The organism is Bacillus cereus group sp. MYBK195-1 (genome assembly GCF_051916605.1).
GTDB lineage: Bacteria > Bacillota > Bacilli > Bacillales > Bacillaceae_G > Bacillus_A > Bacillus_A cereus.
Window position 1 is genome coordinate 1,625,775 of record NZ_JBQAGZ010000001.1, and the last position, 16,804, is coordinate 1,642,578.

The window sequence follows — 16,804 nt, forward strand, 5'->3', positions numbered from 1 at the left end:
ATGTGGCGGTACCTCTGGTTTTAAGTTAAAAAAATCCCTGGAAATAAACCTTTTATAAATAGGATTATTTTATTTCGAGGGGCTCCTTATAAATCTTAGCTATATATTTTACGAAATCAATGACGGGATAGTGTATGAGTGAACGGTGCTGCGTAAAACGGATCCCTTCTTTTTCCATTTTCGAAATGAGTTGTTCAATTTCCAACTCTTTTTGTTGTATTCTATTATAATTTTGATATACAATGTTTTTCCATTGATAGGAAGAACCGTGAAAAAAATTCTCTCCTTTTACCCTGTGACTAAATATAATTTCTATTTTTTCTCTACGTTGTTTTTCCTTCATATGCGCTTCTGTTGACTGCATGTTTATCGCCTCTTCCCTTTTTGTTGTATACTGTTTCACAAAATTTGGTCTAACTCATCATAGCCAATGTACATTAAGCTTGTTGGGAATTGTCGTTTAAGGCTATCTCATCAACTGTATTTTTTTCAAGCGCTTAATCTAATATATTGGATTATAATCTTACGTCTAAATAAATTGATAGTGTACATAAAACACTATCAATCTTTATTATAAAACGATTCTTTATAGGCATGCACTTTTTTACACTCACCAAAATTTACAACATGACGAGTATCTTTATCCATGAATGTTATTCTGTATTTACTGAGGTTAGTTTTTTATTTTGACTAACTAACATATTGTATGCCTCATTATCTATTTTATAAAAAAGAAAATAGCTATAACGTTCCCTCTTTTGATAAAAAAATCTTATGAAAATATAGCGCTCTTAAAGAGTTTTGTTACAAGTTTGTTATGTTTGATTTAAAAAAAGGAAAGTAATATTTATTTGTAGAAAATTTTTAAGGATAAAAATAAACTGAATATTCATGATAAGAAAAGGGGGCACTTATATGCTAACAAATGATTTAGATTTCCGATTAGAAACACGTTTAAAAGAACTGTATGAACAACATAAAATAAGAGCGCAGAAGATAGACTGGGGTTATCATGAGTTTTTACCATGGGATAAGGGAATGGACTTTAAACGAGTTCCTTGGGATGAAAGTCAAGTTACTCTCCCTTCTGGTGTAATTACGGCCATTGAAACAGCTTTATTAACAGAAGTGAATTTACCATGGTTTACAACGTATTTATCTGCGACTTTTAAAGGTTCCCTTTCTGTTATTACAGACTTTATTCATACTTGGACCTCAGAAGAGGATCAACATTCGAATTTATTAGAGACATATTTACTACTCACTCGAAGTGTAAACCCTAAACGTATACATGAATTAAGAAAATCAGTCGTTGAGTGTGGATTTGAGCCTGATTTTCATACACCAATCGAAGCCATGACATATACGACGCTACAAGAACTTGCAACAATGGTGTTTTACAATAATGTAGCTAAGGTGGCAAGTAAGCATGATCCAGATCTTGCTACATTATTACGCCGTCTTGCAAAAGATGAAACACTTCATTATGCGTTTTATCGAGACGTTATTCGAACACATTTAGAATTGGAACCAAATTATTGCTACTATATTGCCAATGTGATTAGGAATTTTAAAATGCCAGGTGCCGTCATGCCTGATTTTGAAAATAGAATGGCTGTGATTGCAAAAGAAGCAAACTATGGGCCACTACAATATTTTGATCAAGTACTTGATGTAGTGGTTGAGTATTGGGGGTTAAAAGACTTACGACCAATTGCCCCTCTAGCAGAAAAAGCAAGAATTGAGATTTTGGAGTATCATATAAGATTGAAAAAAATACGGGATCGATTTGGCCGTTTTCAAGGAAAAACTGATCTACGTTAATGAGTAGAGATTTCAGAATATACGCGTGGGAATTCCCTTTTCTTTTATTTGAAATCTAGAACGCTCTCTATTATTTTGAGGCTGTTTTCCTTAATTTAACTTCTGAAAAAAGTAATTGACACCAAAAATAAACTCATGATATTATTAAATATTTGATAAAAAATAACGTATGTGTTAAGCTTGAGAGGGTTACCACATATGGAGGTGGGTTATATGTTTCAAATTGGCGATAACATTGTTTATCCAATGCACGGAGCAGGTATAATTGAAGCCATAGAAGAAAAAGAATTCTCAGGGGAAAAACAACAGTATTATGTAATAAAAATGTCAATCAGTAAGATGCAAGTCATGATTCCTACGGGTAAAATATTGAATTCGAATATACGGCCAGTTACTGATATACTTGCATTAAAACACATTATACACATTTTTCAGCATGAAGAATCATGTAAATTACTGCCGTGGAAACAAAGGCATAAAGTGAACACGGACAAAATAAAAACGGGTGAAATACAAGAAGGTGCTGAAGTTGTACGTGATTTAATGCGTATGAAGAAAGAAAAAGCACTGAATACAAGCGAAAAAAAATTGTTGGATGATGCATATAAATTTTTGGTCAGTGAGCTAGAATTAATTAAAGGAATCACTGAAAAACAAATAAAAAGTTTCTGTTAAGGTTTATTATAAATACTGTATAACATCCCTCGGAAATATCCTGAATTTTCTGGGTATATGTTGATTATTAAAAGGAAAGTATTTCAAAGATATTCAATTTCTTCAACTCACTTTTAGAGTAGATACCTCTTTTGTTATTACTTCAATCTAATCCATTTTTATTTTTAAATTTCTTTTACGAACGTTTGAAGTTTCATCAAATAACTCGATTAAATAGTCACTTGATTTTTACAATCCTGATTCACACTGGCACGGACAAGGAGCCGTAAGGATGAAAGAGAGGTAGGGCTTTCATTGTTTTAGGTAATATACTATCTAAGTCATTATTTCTAGAAGAAAAAACAATCAATCTCACCACTATCTGTAAGAGTGCCTTATATCTACTGAGACGGTGAATAGTAATTGTTTATCTTCTTTACGTAAAATTGATAAACGAACTGGTAACACCATATGGTCAACTACAAAAAATTGGTTTCCAGACCAGGAAACCAATTTAAATTTTATTTACATACCAATAGTAAATTAAGCAGTAAGAAGGAGTACACACATGAAAAAAATGTTAACAAAAGAATTAAGTAATGAATTAAAGAAGCGAGAAGGGATCATCTCTATTACAGTTGAGTCTTATGAAAAAATCGAAGTTGGTGGAATTCGTGTAGATGGACCAGCTATTATTCTAATTAATCAAGAATAGGTAAAAATAGTTGCATACAAGGAGAAAAGGATCGGCCTTTAAGAGAAGGGGGATCCTTTTTGTTTGTTGCAGCCAATATGGGATATAAATAACTTTTATCTGATGTGTTGGGGTTAAAAGGAAGGAGAGGATGGAAATTATCATGGTGGAAAGCTTAATATTGGTAGGATTTCTTTTTACGTTATATAAATTAGTTGATAAAAAAACAAACTAATTATTTAAAACGATAGATTGTTTCTTTTTTTAGGGCGAGATTTATCTGAGAGTGAAATGGATCATCTAAAGGAGGAATTAAAATGGATGCAAGGAAAAAACGCATAAAATACGAGAAGATGTCAAAGAATTATGATCGTATTTATTTAGTTTCGTTTATCCTATTAATTGTACTTGTTTGTAGTAGTGTGATTATCATAGGAGCTACAGGGGGAAAATATGGAGTATTTTTATTGTTAGCAATTTTACTTAACGCACGTATTACGAAAGAATCTCAAAAAAAGTATGAGCACTATTCTAATAAAGGGCGTATTTAAAATGATACATAACCAGAAAGGAACAACCTAGATGTATATTCAAAATATCCCTTTATCATCTCCTATTAACTAGTAAAAGTAACTTTATATAAATAATTTTTTAGCAATGTAGAAATAGAAACCGTACCCTATTAAAATGTTATTTCCGTCCATATAATGAATTATCCTTCTAGCATATTTATAAGATTTATATCATATATTAGTAGAAAGAATGCAAGTTAGAAAGGAGTCTTATAGAATGAGTTATTTGGAGGGAAATGACTTTAGTAAACAAAATATGGTAAGTGTGCCTAATCCCTATGTATATCAGACATTACAATCAGTAATTGGTAAACATGTGGTTATTGAAACTGTAAGAGGAAATATAAGAGGGAAATTAAAGGATGTGAAACCAGATCATTTGCTCATTGAAGATACGGTGCCATATATTGTACGCATTCAACAAATTGTATGGATTATGCCAAAACAATAATCAAATTACATGTAATTTGATTTATAACAGATTAGCGTTATAAATCAAATAAAAACACAGGGTTTTATCTCTGTGTTTCTTCAAATTTTCGTTTTTGAATATATGCTTGAGCATGGATAATTTCTTTCTGAAGTTCTTTTAATTCTTCCGTAGATCCAGATTCAATCCTCATGTACGTAGTAACTAGACTAATCATCATATCCATCTTCTCTACTATATTTTGAATGACCTGTTCAGATTGCTCTTTTTTAGGGTGTTGTATTGCTATTAAAGCATTTTCTATATAATTGTTCTTTCGTTGCTGGATATCATAAATAAACTGTTTTGTGTTTGAGTTCATTTGTTATTCCTCCGTTTTGGATATACTTCTATTCTATCATATTTGAATGGGAAATATGATATTACCCTAAATTCACACCTGTCCATGTTTTAAGGTATTCATAATGTGTTCTAAATCAACTTTGATGTACTGAGACTGTTTTTTTACTGTTCCATTTCGAAAGTATTCAGGAAACTCATTTTTGATATACGCTATATTATTTAGTTTAAGTCGCGATATCATAGTATTTCTTTTGGTTTTTTATTTGATTCAAATTGATTCCAATTACAAAATTATAATAGCATTTCAATAGTAAGGCTATCTCTGCATTTTATCTTTATACCGTCATGCTATTATCTTGATATAATTATGTTGAATGTAGTAGTGACGGAAATAGTGAAAGATTTCTAATTGGTTAACATATAAAATGAACTATTTCTTCCTTACAATAAAATAAATCGTGGAGAAAATAAAAGATGCAAAGAACAATATTAATTGTAGAAGATGAAGATATTTTACGTGAAATTATGAAAGATTACTTATTAAACGAAGGGTATAACGTCTTAGAGGCGATTGATGGGAAAGAAGCGTTATCTATATTTGAAGAGCATGAGGTGCATTTAATTATTTTAGATATTATGTTACCGGAATTAGATGGTTGGACGGTTTGTCGGCGAATTCGGAAGAAATCTAATGTACCTATTATTATGCTAACGGCTCGGGTGGATGAAGATGATACTTTACTTGGATTTGAACTAGGAGCAGATGATTATGTTACAAAGCCGTATAGTCCTCCTATTTTATTAGCAAGAGCAAAACGATTAATGGAAAGCCGATATTCTTCAGCTGTTAATGTACCAGCTGAAGACACATTAACGAGTAGTGGTATCCATGTACATTTTCCTTCTCGTACAGTAACTATAGATGGGGAAGACATAAATTTGACTCATACAGAATTTGAAATAGTAACGTATCTCATGCGAAATCAAGGAATTGTAATTTCGAGAGAACAACTAATCAATAAAATTTGGGGTTATGAATTCGCTGGGGATGATCGCACTGTTAATAGTCATATTCGTAATTTGCGTCATAAATTAGGACAAAAAGCAGCTTGTATTGTAACGGTTGTACGAGCTGGTTATAAATTTGAGGGACAAGTATGAAAAAAGGAATTGTATTAAAGTTATTTATGTTAACAACAGCATTATGCACACTTATTTTAGTAACTATTTTTATTGGACAAACTATATTTTTTAAGCAATACTACGCAAATCGAAAAGTTAATGATATTAAAACAAATATTCAATCCTTTGAAAAAGCATATATAAAAGCTGGAGATGATGCGAAAGTAATTCAAGAATTAGAACAAAATTTCTATCAAGAGAATGCGACATGGATTACAACGTTAGATAGTGTAGGTAATATAAAATATGCAAATGATTTTTCTATAGAAATTCAATTAGACCCAAACGAAAATAAGATATTTTCTGAACGTTCCATTCACATACCGTTGTATAGTTTTATCAATTTAGAAGATATACAGAGGATGAAATATAGTTTAGAACAAGGGAGTCATATTATTATCGACGGAGTACAGAAGGGGGATATAGTAGTCCCTGCGATGTTAACAATAAAAGAGAAGAATGTTGGGCTAGAGAACAAGCAACTGTCAGAAAGGTTGTATGGGCCAAAAGCCGTATCTTCAAAAGAAAGTTCACAATTATATTTAGCGGGAAGCATTCAAAACGTGCAATTACCGGAGGGGACTGTAGGAACGAACTTTATATATGGAAATCGTGTGCTTATAGATAGAATAAAAAAATTTCAGGTTGATTTATTATTGAATCAAAAATTTAATGATGTTACTTCTACAGAAATAATGGATTACGAAGAAAATGATATTAAATATAAAGTTTTAATCAAGCCAACAAAAGACGCGGGGGGTAAGACAAACTATATATTTGCTATGACATCATTGCAACCAGTTGATGAAGCGGTACAAATGATAAAGGATTATTATGTATATTTAATTATTTTTGTATTGATTTTAATTGTTTTGATATCGTTCTATTACTCAAAAAAAATCGCCAAGCCATTATTACAAATAAATGATACTACAAAAAAAATCGCGGGTTTAGATTTCTCTGAGACGATACCTATTACTACAAAGGATGAAATAGGTGATTTATCACAAAATATTAATACACTTTCTAAAGCTTTGCATTCGTATATTCATCAATTGCAGCAAGATATAGAAAAAGAAAAGCAATTAGAGAATACACGTAAAGAATTTATCGCTGGTGTTTCACATGAGTTAAAAACACCTTTAAGTATTATGAAGAGCTGTATTTCAATTTTAGAGGATGGTGTTGCTAGTAATAAAAAGGAGTATTACTTTAAAGCAATGTCAAAAGAAGTAGATAAAATGGATATGCTCATTATTGATATGCTGGAGTTAGCGAAATTCGAATCTGGTACATATAAAATGGAAATGGATGTTTTCCATATTGATGAAATGATCGATTACATATGTGAGCAATTAACCTCGGATATAACAGCTAAGCAATTACATGTTCATAAACAACTTTCTAAAATTGAAGTTGTTGCAAACCAGCATCGCATAGAACAAGTTATAACGAACTTTATTACAAATGCGATTCGTTACACACCAGAACAGGAGAATATTATTATTTCTACAATAGAAGAGAATGAACGTGTAAAAGTATGTGTAGAAAATAAAGGGGCTCATATCGCGCCAGAACATTTAGAGAAAATATGGGATCGTTTCTATCGAGGGGATACGTCTCGTCAACGTTCAAAAGGTGGAACAGGATTGGGACTTGCTATTTCAAAAAATATATTAGAGCTACATGATGCGGAATATGGTGTTTCAAATACAGAAGATGGAGTATTATTTTATTTCTATTTACATAAAAACGTGTAGAATTTTTTCTACACGTTTTTATTATTTTTAAACAAAATCGACATTATCTGCATTTTATCTTTATCAGCATTCATTACTATTTTCATTAGAAAGAGAATGAAAAGTTGATAAGGAGATTGTTAAAATGAAAAAAAGAGCGATATTGCTTTTGCTTATTATAATAATAATGGGTACAGGCGTTAGTTTCATACATGCTAAAGGGCACAAAAACATATCAAAAGAGGATTTACGATTAAAAGGAAAAACTATTGTAATTGATCCAGGGCATGGTGGAGGAGATAGAGGGACGAAAGGAAAGGAATTAGGAACGATTGAAAAAGAGCTTAATTTAAAAGTAGCACAAAATATAAAGAAAGAATTAGAAGAAAGAACGGATGCAAAAGTTATATTAACACGTGAAAAAGATACGAGCTTACTTCCAGAAACAAAGCAAAAGGAAGAATTACAAGCACGTGTCAAAGTAGCGAAAGACCATGCGGCGGATCTTTATATTAGCATTCATCATGATGCTTTTGAGGATACAAATGTAAAAGGAATAACAACTCATTTTGGATCTAATAAAAGGAAAGATAAAAAGTTAGCTAAGAACGTACAAGAAGCTATTTTTGATCAAAATATAGACAGCCGTGATAGAGGCATTCATGGAAGTGATTTTCTTGTCTTACGAGAAAATCCTTCTCCGGCTATCTTAATTGAATTAGGGTTTACATCTAATGCGAGTGATGAAAAAAGAATGAATTCAGAAGAATTCCAAGCAAAATCGCAACAAGGTATTGTGGATGGCATTATTAATTATTTTACGATGTAATAAAATAGGTAAATAGAAAAATACTATTCTTTCTAAATCTTAATTAGAAAGAATAGTATTTTTTATTTTGGGTGTATATCCAGTTTTCAAATTTAAGAATTAACTTAACCTTATTCTTTAACTGATTTCGACACTATCTGCATTTTATCTTTACCTCTCTCTATTAATCTATTTATTGTAAACACCGGTTGAAACGAATGATTCAGTCGAATAAAGGCTCAGCCTTATAAATAATGAAAATTAATAGGGAAAGGATCGGAAAATCATGAAAGAATCGAAAAGTAAGAAAAAAACAAGTGTAGTAACGAAGGCAATCATATCTTTAGGAGTTGTTTTAGCAACGACCTTTTTCACATTCTTTTTAATTGGGAAATGGAACTCTACCCCAGCGAAGGGAGTAGCTAATGAAAGTATTAAACAAGTTAATACGCAACAACAAGAAAAGAAAAAAGAAACACCACCGGCAAAACAGAAAAGACCTGATGGAAAACCGGTAGGAAAGGTTGTGTATTTAACATTCGATGACGGTCCTAGCGAATTAACTGGAAAATTTTTAGATGTACTAAAAGAGCAAAATGTTGCTTCGACATTTTTTATGCAAGGTAGTAATTTACAAAATACAGGTTTTCAGGAAAACGTAAAACGAGCGGTAAAAGAAGGACATTATATTGGTGCACATAGTATGACACATAATAGTGATAAACTATACAAAAAGGGACAATTTGTACCGGAAATGAAAGAAACGTTAGCTCTTATCCATAATATTACGGGTACAACTCCTAAACTAGTCCGTCCACCATATGGATCTGCACCAGGATTAAAGGGTGAGGAAATTCGTAATCAAATTGTAGAAGCAGCAATAAAAGTTTGGGATTGGACAATAGACTCAAATGATTGGAAATTAAAAGATAATCCAACTCAGATTATCGAAAATGTAAAGAAACAAACAACAGAAGAAGTAGAAGTTGTTTTAATGCATGAAAAGGCGCAAACATTACAAGCACTTCCGGAAATCATTAAATTCTATAAGGAAAATGGATATGAATTTGGTGTTTACAATGATGCAGATCATTTTCGACTAAATTTCCAAAAAGATCAACGTCTATAGTATAAACATAGTTATTTTAAAAGGTGTTTTTATTACTAAATCAATAATTAAGCAAAAGTCGATTTCCTATTTTATAAAGAAATCGACTCTTTCGTTTATGTATTATGTCACAAGAGTTTCCTTATTTTCTCCGGAATGTCCTTTTTAGAAATCTATGCAACAGAGCCTTTATAGTAAGAGTATCTTGTTGGGAATGATCAAAAAAATCTATATTGTAATATAAAAAATCGCTATGATATGAAAGGATACCATACAACAATCCCAATAAATTCTTCTCAATAATTGAAAATAAAATCAATCCGGATTATTATATTGTTATTGTAAATTTATTTTATTGAAGGAGGATACATAGATGAAAAGCTCAAAAGGCTCTATTGAATCAGAGATAAGCAAAGCAATTACTCACTGGGAAAAGGACTACCTAGGACGCGGGTCTATATCCGTTAAGACAGATATATTACGGGATATGATTATCGTAAATTTACAAGGTGTTTTAACGCCGGCTGAATATAGTGTTTGCGAAACAAAAGACGGGATGCTAACGATAAAGAAGAATCGTTCGGAGCTAGTTGAATCTGGAATTGATGATCTGAAAGAGATTATACTAGAATTAACTGGAGAGAAAGTGAAGAGCTTTCATACGGATATAAGCTCCCGTACAGGCGAACGAGTAATGATTTTTAAATTGCTTCATAATCTTGAGGAGAAATTTTAAAAATACCTTAAGGTTAGTGGAAGGATTAAGAAACCTACAAGTTTTGCACTTTATTAACAGGCTAATAATTAAAAACTTGAAGTTATTTAGGTATAATAAATCGTAATTCTAATAACTCTTAAAAAACTGATAAAGAAATTGACAAACTGCTTAATATGGTTTATCTTATAATTGTTTTAAAAAATTGATAGATGCTCATTTTAACAGCTTGCTATAATTAAGGCTTTAGCATTTTTTTAATATGTAATATTGACTAAATGAAAAAGTTTCTTAATTAAAAGATAGCGTATAACATAAATTGATATATTGATTGCATAATCTAGGAGATCAGAAATATACATTTCTTTTTAACAGGAGTAATACATACATTATTATTCTCTATAAAATGGGAGCTCTTCAAAAAACTTTATTGAAGTTAGTTGAAGGGAAACCGACAATCTCCATAATTCAATGATGATATAAAATCATTGAATTATGGAAGTTGTCGGTTTTTTTTATGGGAAAAAACGATGCACTAAAAAGAGTGAATGAAAATTGAAATTTAAAAAAACATCTTAATTAAAAGGAATTTTTATAGGTTATTTTCGCTTAGAAGGGAGTATTTAACATGTTAATTTCGCTGAGTTCATCAACACTGTTAACATTATTTTTTATAGCGCTTAGTGCTTCTTGGCTAAGTGGATTATTGTTTTTACATGCAAGGATGCCTTTACGTTTTGTTCATATCCATATTGGTATCGCTGCTTTGCCTTCATTGATTTCTTTACTCGCACTTGTTAATAACAATGGAGATAGAGTTGTGGGGCCTTGGCATCTAGATACTTTAGCTTGGTTAATGGCTTTCTTTGTTCTTACAATTGGTTTAATCATTCAGCGTTTTTCTGTACGTTACTTAATGGGAGATCGCTCATATCGAAAATACTTTGCACTTTTTACATTTACTACAGGTGTATCTTCGGTTGCATGGTTAAGTGACGATCTTCGTTTCATGATCATTTGTTGGGGAGCAACGCTTATAGGATTGGTTCTACTCATAGGGCTAAATAAAGGGTGGAAAGTAGTTAGTGAAGCAACAAAAATCTCTGGCTATTTATTTACAATAAGTTGGATTGCGTTGCTATCAGCTATCATTTGGCTTTTTCAAATAACAGGACAGTGGCAATTAACATCAGTTTTAACGAATGAAAATGTAGCGCTACATGGAACATTGGAGAGAACAGGAATTAACTTATTAATTATATTAGCGGTGATGATTCCAGCAGCACAATGGCCTTTTCAAAGATGGTTAATTGAGTCTGCCGTTGCTCCAACTCCTGTTTCAGCTATTATGCATGCAGGTTTAGTAAATGCTGGCGGTATCATGTTAACTAGATTTTCACCTCTTTTTCATGATGATATTGCACAAATCTTTTTACTTATTTTCTCTAGTATTTCTGTCTTAATCGGAACAGGAATTAGTTTAGTCCAAGTTGATTATAAACGTCAGCTAGTAGGTTCAACTATTGCACAAATGGGATTTATGCTTATTCAATGTGCATTAGGCGCTTATTTAGCGGCTATTATTCATTTAATTTTACATGGTTTGTTTAAAGCTACACTGTTTTTACAAGCTGGTTCTTCAGTGCAACGTTTTGGGATAGTGAATCAGTCTAATGAAAAGATGTCCAATTTATGGATTATAGTCGGGCGTGTTTTAGGAGTATTTATAGCAATTACTTTCTGGTTTATGACTTCTGGAGAGGGGTATCAACTAGTTAGTGCGTTAATCTTAGGCTGGTCACTATACTTTTCATGGAAACAGCTTGTTGTTTTTGGAGAGGGAAGAATGGGACGAATTGCTGGCGTAATTGTTTTGATTGGATTTTCTCTCATTTACTTTACCGTTCATAATTCTCTTTATAAATGGTTGCATACTGATATTTATCAAAGTGTTCAACCTTCAGCTCCAGCCGTTATCTTTGTTATATGTATTTTACTATTTAGTAGTGTTACTAGTACTTTCGTTACTCGTAATCAATCTTCTACTTTATTCGCTGTACTTTATCTTTGGTTAGTTCGAGTAGGTGAGGCGAGAAGAAAATCAGTAGAAAGTCACCCAAGCTATCTGAAACATTATGTATCAAAGGGAGGTAATTCGTGATGAGCATATCGTCAATATTAAAGAAAGATACAAACATTGATATGCAAGAAAATAATATAAATGATTTAGTTGCATCTGCTAGCCGAGTTATTGCACCACTTTGGCCTATCTCTACGTTTGCAGCTCACCACCCTTGGATGGGACTTGAAAAGCAATCATTTGAACAAGTCGCAAATTGGTTAAAAGAAGCTCGTAATGTGGATATGTATCCTAGTACTTCCATGATTCATTCGGCAAAAGCGAAAGGTGAGATTGAGGAATCATTTTTACAAAGTAGTTTGTCTCGTTGGCTGGATTCACAATCTTTTCATATTCCGCGAGAGAAAGTAGAGCGATTTTGCCAAGCGGCTTTAAAGTTAGAAAAATTACCTTCTAGTCTATTATCATCGCCAGAATTAAATAAATTGGCAGAAGAACTGAGTTATATAAATACAGCAAATATGAAAGCCTCTGTTATGCAATCAATAAGTTCGCTTATAGAGAATCAAAATAGTGAAAACCTATCTGATATTCTTAATTATCATATCATTAAATGGTGTAAATTATATCTTGATGACTCCGGATCAAGTTGGACGATGCCAAATCGAGAGAAAGGTTTTTATCGTGCATGGCAACACCTTATTACATTTGATCCAGCGCTCAGTAAAAATGAGCGTAAAGTTTTAAAAGATTGGCCACAAGATGCCGAAGTAGCTTTAGCGAGAGCGTTATTTGAACTAGGAATTTCTGAATCTAACATACAAGCTTATCTTGAAGGGCACTTACTTTCTTTACCCGGGTGGGCAGGAATGATACGATGGCGCTCACAACAATCAATTCAGGAACAGGGGCTTTTAATAGAATATTTAGCAGTTCGAATTTCTATGGAGCTGGCTATTGCAAAACCTTATTTACCTTTAAAAAATCAAAAGGTTGAGAAAAAAGTTTCGATCGTCCCACTTATAGCTTCTTGGATCTATTGGGGGAATATTTCAACACGGGAATGGTCACAAATGTCTACAGCTGAACAAAGCGAATTGTTAGCATTTGCATATCGTTTTGATGAAAATATTCGCAGAAAACTTTGGCTGGAAGCTTGGGAACAAACGCATGCAGAGCAATTAAGGGAGAAGATTGCTTCTAAACAACGTGCAACTAATGATAAAAAGCGTGTATTAGCTCAATTAGCATTTTGTATTGATGTACGTTCAGAACCGTTTCGTCGCCACCTTGAAAAATTAGGTCCGTTTGAAACATTTGGAATAGCTGGTTTCTTTGGATTACCAATTGCAACTAGTGAACTAGGTAGTAATAACAACCATCCTTCTTTGCCAGTTATACTCAAACCGAAACATCAAATAAAAGAGCTCACAAATGAAAATGAACTTAAATCTTATGAGCAACGTAAGAGGATAGGTAGTTCGGTGCGTTATACATTTAAAACGATGAAACAGAACGTACTGACAAGTATGGCGCTACCTGAGTTAAGTGGTCCTTTACTTGGTCTACAGATGGTGACAAGAAGCTTTGTCCCAAGAGGAGTTGGTGGTTTCATTCGTAACCTTCGTAAAACTATGTTACAAAAACCTGATACAACATTCTCGCTTAATCATGTTCATGACACAAAAGGTGAGATACCTATCGGTTTTACGAAAGAAGAAAAAGTGAACTATGTGCGTCAAGCTTTAAAAATGGTGGGACTGACAGAAAAATTTGCTCCTTTAGTTGTAATGTGTGGACACAGTAGTCAAAGTACGAACAATCCTTATGCTGCAGCACTTGAGTGTGGTGCTTGTGGCGGAGCAGCAGGGGGATTCAATGCAAGAGTTTTCGCTACTTTATGTAATCTTCCAGAAGTAAGAGAGGCGTTGTCTGCTGAAGGCATTAACATTCCTGAGGATACCATTTTTGCAGCAGCTGAACATAAAACAACAGTGGACGAATTGGAATGGATTTACGTCCCAGAACTTTCGAAAACTGCGCAAGAAGCGTTTGATTGTATCGGGACGATTATGCCAAATGTGAGCCAACATGCAAATAGAGAACGTTTAACGCAATTACCTAATTTTAAAACGAAAATAAAAAATCCGAGTATAGAGGCACATCGATTTGCAGAAGATTGGAGTGAAATACGTCCAGAATGGGGATTAGCGCGTAATGCATCTTTTATTATCGGACAGCGTGAATTAACTCAAGATTGTGACTTAGAAGGCAGGGCTTTCCTTCATAATTATGATTGGAAACAGGATGAAAGTGGCGATATATTAGCTAACATTATTGCAGGACCAGGAACAGTTGCACAGTGGATAAATCTACAATATTACGCATCAACTGTAGCTCCTCATTATTATGGTAGTGGAAATAAAACAACCCAAACCGTAACGGCGGGTCTCGGTGTTATGCAAGGGAATGCTAGTGACCTGTTGCCAGGCTTACCTTGGCAATCTGTTATGCAGTCAGATAGTGAGACGTATCATTCACCACTTCGTTTACTAATTGTCATTCAAGCACCTATTGAATATATAGAACGTTTGTTAAATAATGATTTCACATTTCGAGAAAAAGTTCAAAATGGATGGGTTAGACTTGCAAGTGTTGATCCAGAGGGACGCTGGAAAAACTGGTAACAATTATTATTGTTACTAGCTTAAAAGTTTCATAAATACAATAATGAAGAAGGAGTGCTCCATATGAATTCAAAGAATAAAAAAGTTTTATTATTAACAGACATTGAACACGGAATAGAGCCTAGTATCCAACAAGTAACTAACATTCAACAAGAAAACATGTTGACTATTCACAGCTATGATTCTGTAATTGTACATCCTTATGGAGATATAATGAGATCTATTATTATTGCTATTTATCAAGAAAATGTTAAAGAAATTTTTGTTGTCGGAATAGAGGATAAAGAAACTTCTTCAGTTAATCTACAAACTCAACGTGATTTCATAAAAGATAATATAGAATTAGACTATCTCTTTAAAAATTGCATGCCTGAATTTTCAAGTGGTAGCCTTAATCAATGGCTGAGTGGACAAAAAAATGTTAGTGAAAATATTGAAAAGAGTATAGATATGATCCGTCATCATCCATTAGTACCTTCTGATATTGAAGTTCATGGTTTCATGATTGATAGAACAGGTGAAAAAGAAACGGTTGTTAAAGTTTCTGCTAATAAAGTACTGAAACAAATGGATTTTTATGTGTAAGTTATCGATAGATAAGCAACTTTTATTTGGACTTGTGTCCTTTACAAAGAGCAAAAGAAATCTTCTATAAATGGGGATCTTTTGCTCTTTTTGTTTGAATTTTTAATGTGTTTTATAGGAGATACCTAATATGTACATAATAAAAATATATAACTTTTTGCATAAAATTTTAAGGACGGATTAGCAGGCGGAAAATAAAAATTTATGTTGTGATTTATTTCAAGATTATTACTAAAAAGAATGGAGATTCTTTAATTATGAGAATAAAACAGTTAAAACCTAAAGTGATATGGAAAAAAAGAATGTTGCTAACTCTTTTTATTGTTTTCGGATTGATTATTGCGGGGGTTGTTTTTTGGAATGTTTCACCTATTCCGAAAGCGTTTCTCATAAAAAAAGCATTTGAAGGTGGAATGTTTGTTCAATCTAATAATTATAAAAACGCTCTAAAAGAGACACGAATTGTTAAAGATATCAATTATAATTCTAAATTTCCTGATGGTACATTAGACATTATTTATCCCAAAAATTTTATAGGGAAAACACCTGTTATTTTTTGGGTGCACGGGGGTGGATTTGTAGGTGGAGATAAATCAGACATTACTGGTTATGCAGTAGAATTAGCTGCTCGTGGTTATACAGTGATAAATATAAATTACGCTCTTGCTCCTAAAAGAAAGTATCCTACACCAGTACTACAACTTGGTGAGGCTTATGAATATATAAAAGCAAATGCAAAGAAATATAATGTAAAACTAGATGACCTATATTTTGCAGGAGATTCTGCGGGAGCGCAAATATCTGGACAATTTGTTACTATTCAAACATCTCCAGATTATGCGAAATTAACCGGGATTGACGCTGTTGTTGCTCCTTCTACAATTAAAGGTATATTGCTATTTTGCGGCCCGTATAATATGCCTGCATTAGCTAAAATGGAAACATCCAAAGAAGTGCAAGACTTTATGCGTACTACTGGCTGGGCTTACTTTGGGAAAAAGAAATTTGAAACATTACCTGAAATGGAAATCGCCTCTATTTATAAACACGTTACAAAAGATTACCCACCAACGTTCATCACAGATGGAAATACTGCATCATTTGAAGAGCAAGGTAAAGCATTAGCTTCTACTTTACAAAATAAAGGAGTATCTGTAGATACACTTTTCTTTGATAAAAATATCTCTGGCGAGTTAGCACATGAATTTCAATTTAAAATGAACACTCCAGCAGGTGAAGAAGCTTTTAACCAAGTTCTTAAATTTCTAAATGAAAATAAATAATATATATACTATTAACTTTTTATAAGCTTAGTTTAATACCATATATGGGTGAACAAAATATTGCATTAATAATCTAATGGTAGCAAAAATAAATTTGATAA

Annotated in this window: 16 protein-coding genes; 14 read left to right on the plus strand and 2 right to left on the minus strand. The window is 32.6% G+C overall.

What is annotated here, in order from left to right; genetic code table 11:
• Positions 1-64: 64 nt before the first annotated feature.
• Positions 65-364: a hypothetical protein gene (locus ACTFRY_RS08500; protein ID WP_001191994.1), complete on the minus strand. Its 300-nt coding sequence runs from the start codon at positions 362-364 to the stop codon at positions 65-67.
• A 551-nt stretch (positions 365-915) separates the two neighbouring features.
• Here ACTFRY_RS08500 and ACTFRY_RS08505 point away from each other — a divergent pair.
• The 5 genes from ACTFRY_RS08505 to ACTFRY_RS08525 all read left to right on the plus strand — a co-directional run bounded on the left by ACTFRY_RS08505 (position 916) and on the right by ACTFRY_RS08525 (position 4,195).
• A complete protein-coding gene (locus ACTFRY_RS08505) occupies positions 916-1,824 on the plus strand; it encodes an acyl-ACP desaturase (RefSeq protein WP_098616814.1) in 909 nt (302 codons plus the stop codon).
• Between the two features lie 213 nt (positions 1,825-2,037).
• Entirely contained in the window at positions 2,038-2,499 is a 462-nt protein-coding gene (locus tag ACTFRY_RS08510; RefSeq protein ID WP_000486292.1) for a CarD family transcriptional regulator, read from the plus strand.
• A 547-nt stretch (positions 2,500-3,046) separates the two neighbouring features.
• Positions 3,047-3,193 (plus strand): BC1881 family protein, encoded by a 147-nt coding sequence (locus tag ACTFRY_RS08515; RefSeq protein WP_000738548.1) that lies wholly within the window; start codon positions 3,047-3,049, stop codon positions 3,191-3,193.
• Between the two features lie 296 nt (positions 3,194-3,489).
• Entirely contained in the window at positions 3,490-3,723 is a 234-nt protein-coding gene (locus ACTFRY_RS08520) for a hypothetical protein (protein ID WP_000340044.1), read from the plus strand.
• A 238-nt stretch (positions 3,724-3,961) separates the two neighbouring features.
• Positions 3,962-4,195: a YuzF family protein gene (locus tag ACTFRY_RS08525; protein ID WP_000120818.1), complete on the plus strand. Its 234-nt coding sequence runs from the start codon at positions 3,962-3,964 to the stop codon at positions 4,193-4,195.
• A 64-nt stretch (positions 4,196-4,259) separates the two neighbouring features.
• Here ACTFRY_RS08525 and ACTFRY_RS08530 read toward each other — a convergent pair whose 3' ends face one another.
• Entirely contained in the window at positions 4,260-4,535 is a 276-nt protein-coding gene (locus ACTFRY_RS08530) for a hypothetical protein (protein WP_001087712.1), read from the minus strand.
• A 455-nt stretch (positions 4,536-4,990) separates the two neighbouring features.
• Here ACTFRY_RS08530 and ACTFRY_RS08535 point away from each other — a divergent pair, with 455 nt between their 5' ends.
• The 9 genes from ACTFRY_RS08535 (at position 4,991) to ACTFRY_RS08575 (ending at position 16,703) form a co-directional block, all read left to right on the plus strand.
• Complete coding sequence (locus ACTFRY_RS08535; protein WP_001189871.1) at positions 4,991-5,677, plus strand: response regulator transcription factor; 687 nt, start codon at positions 4,991-4,993, stop codon at positions 5,675-5,677.
• The gene (locus ACTFRY_RS08540; RefSeq protein ID WP_098616813.1) at positions 5,674-7,458 is read left to right on the plus strand and encodes a sensor histidine kinase; all 1,785 of its coding nucleotides are present in this window, start codon (positions 5,674-5,676) and stop codon (positions 7,456-7,458) included. The genes ACTFRY_RS08535 and ACTFRY_RS08540 overlap by 4 nt, the downstream gene beginning before the upstream one ends.
• A gap of 124 nt (positions 7,459-7,582) precedes the next feature.
• Positions 7,583-8,266: an N-acetylmuramoyl-L-alanine amidase family protein gene (locus tag ACTFRY_RS08545; RefSeq protein ID WP_098616812.1), complete on the plus strand. Its 684-nt coding sequence runs from the start codon at positions 7,583-7,585 to the stop codon at positions 8,264-8,266.
• A 265-nt stretch (positions 8,267-8,531) separates the two neighbouring features.
• The gene (locus tag ACTFRY_RS08550) at positions 8,532-9,374 is read left to right on the plus strand and encodes a polysaccharide deacetylase family protein (RefSeq protein WP_000665062.1); all 843 of its coding nucleotides are present in this window, start codon (positions 8,532-8,534) and stop codon (positions 9,372-9,374) included.
• 352 nt (positions 9,375-9,726) lie between these two features.
• Complete coding sequence (locus tag ACTFRY_RS08555) at positions 9,727-10,089, plus strand: DUF2294 domain-containing protein (protein WP_000842548.1); 363 nt, start codon at positions 9,727-9,729, stop codon at positions 10,087-10,089.
• 607 nt (positions 10,090-10,696) lie between these two features.
• Positions 10,697-12,229, plus strand: a complete 1,533-nt coding sequence (locus ACTFRY_RS08560) for an NADH dehydrogenase subunit 5 (RefSeq protein ID WP_098616811.1) — start codon at positions 10,697-10,699, stop codon at positions 12,227-12,229.
• The gene (locus ACTFRY_RS08565; RefSeq protein WP_098616810.1) at positions 12,229-14,835 is read left to right on the plus strand and encodes a DUF2309 domain-containing protein; all 2,607 of its coding nucleotides are present in this window, start codon (positions 12,229-12,231) and stop codon (positions 14,833-14,835) included. Before ACTFRY_RS08560 ends, ACTFRY_RS08565 begins: the two co-directional genes overlap by 1 nt.
• Positions 14,836-14,898: 63 nt before the next feature.
• Entirely contained in the window at positions 14,899-15,420 is a 522-nt protein-coding gene (locus ACTFRY_RS08570; protein ID WP_098616809.1) for a carbonic anhydrase, read from the plus strand.
• Between the two features lie 257 nt (positions 15,421-15,677).
• On the plus strand, positions 15,678-16,703 hold the full coding sequence (locus tag ACTFRY_RS08575) for an alpha/beta hydrolase (protein ID WP_001220685.1): 1,026 nt from the start codon (positions 15,678-15,680) through the stop codon (positions 16,701-16,703).
• Positions 16,704-16,804 lie beyond the last annotated feature (101 nt).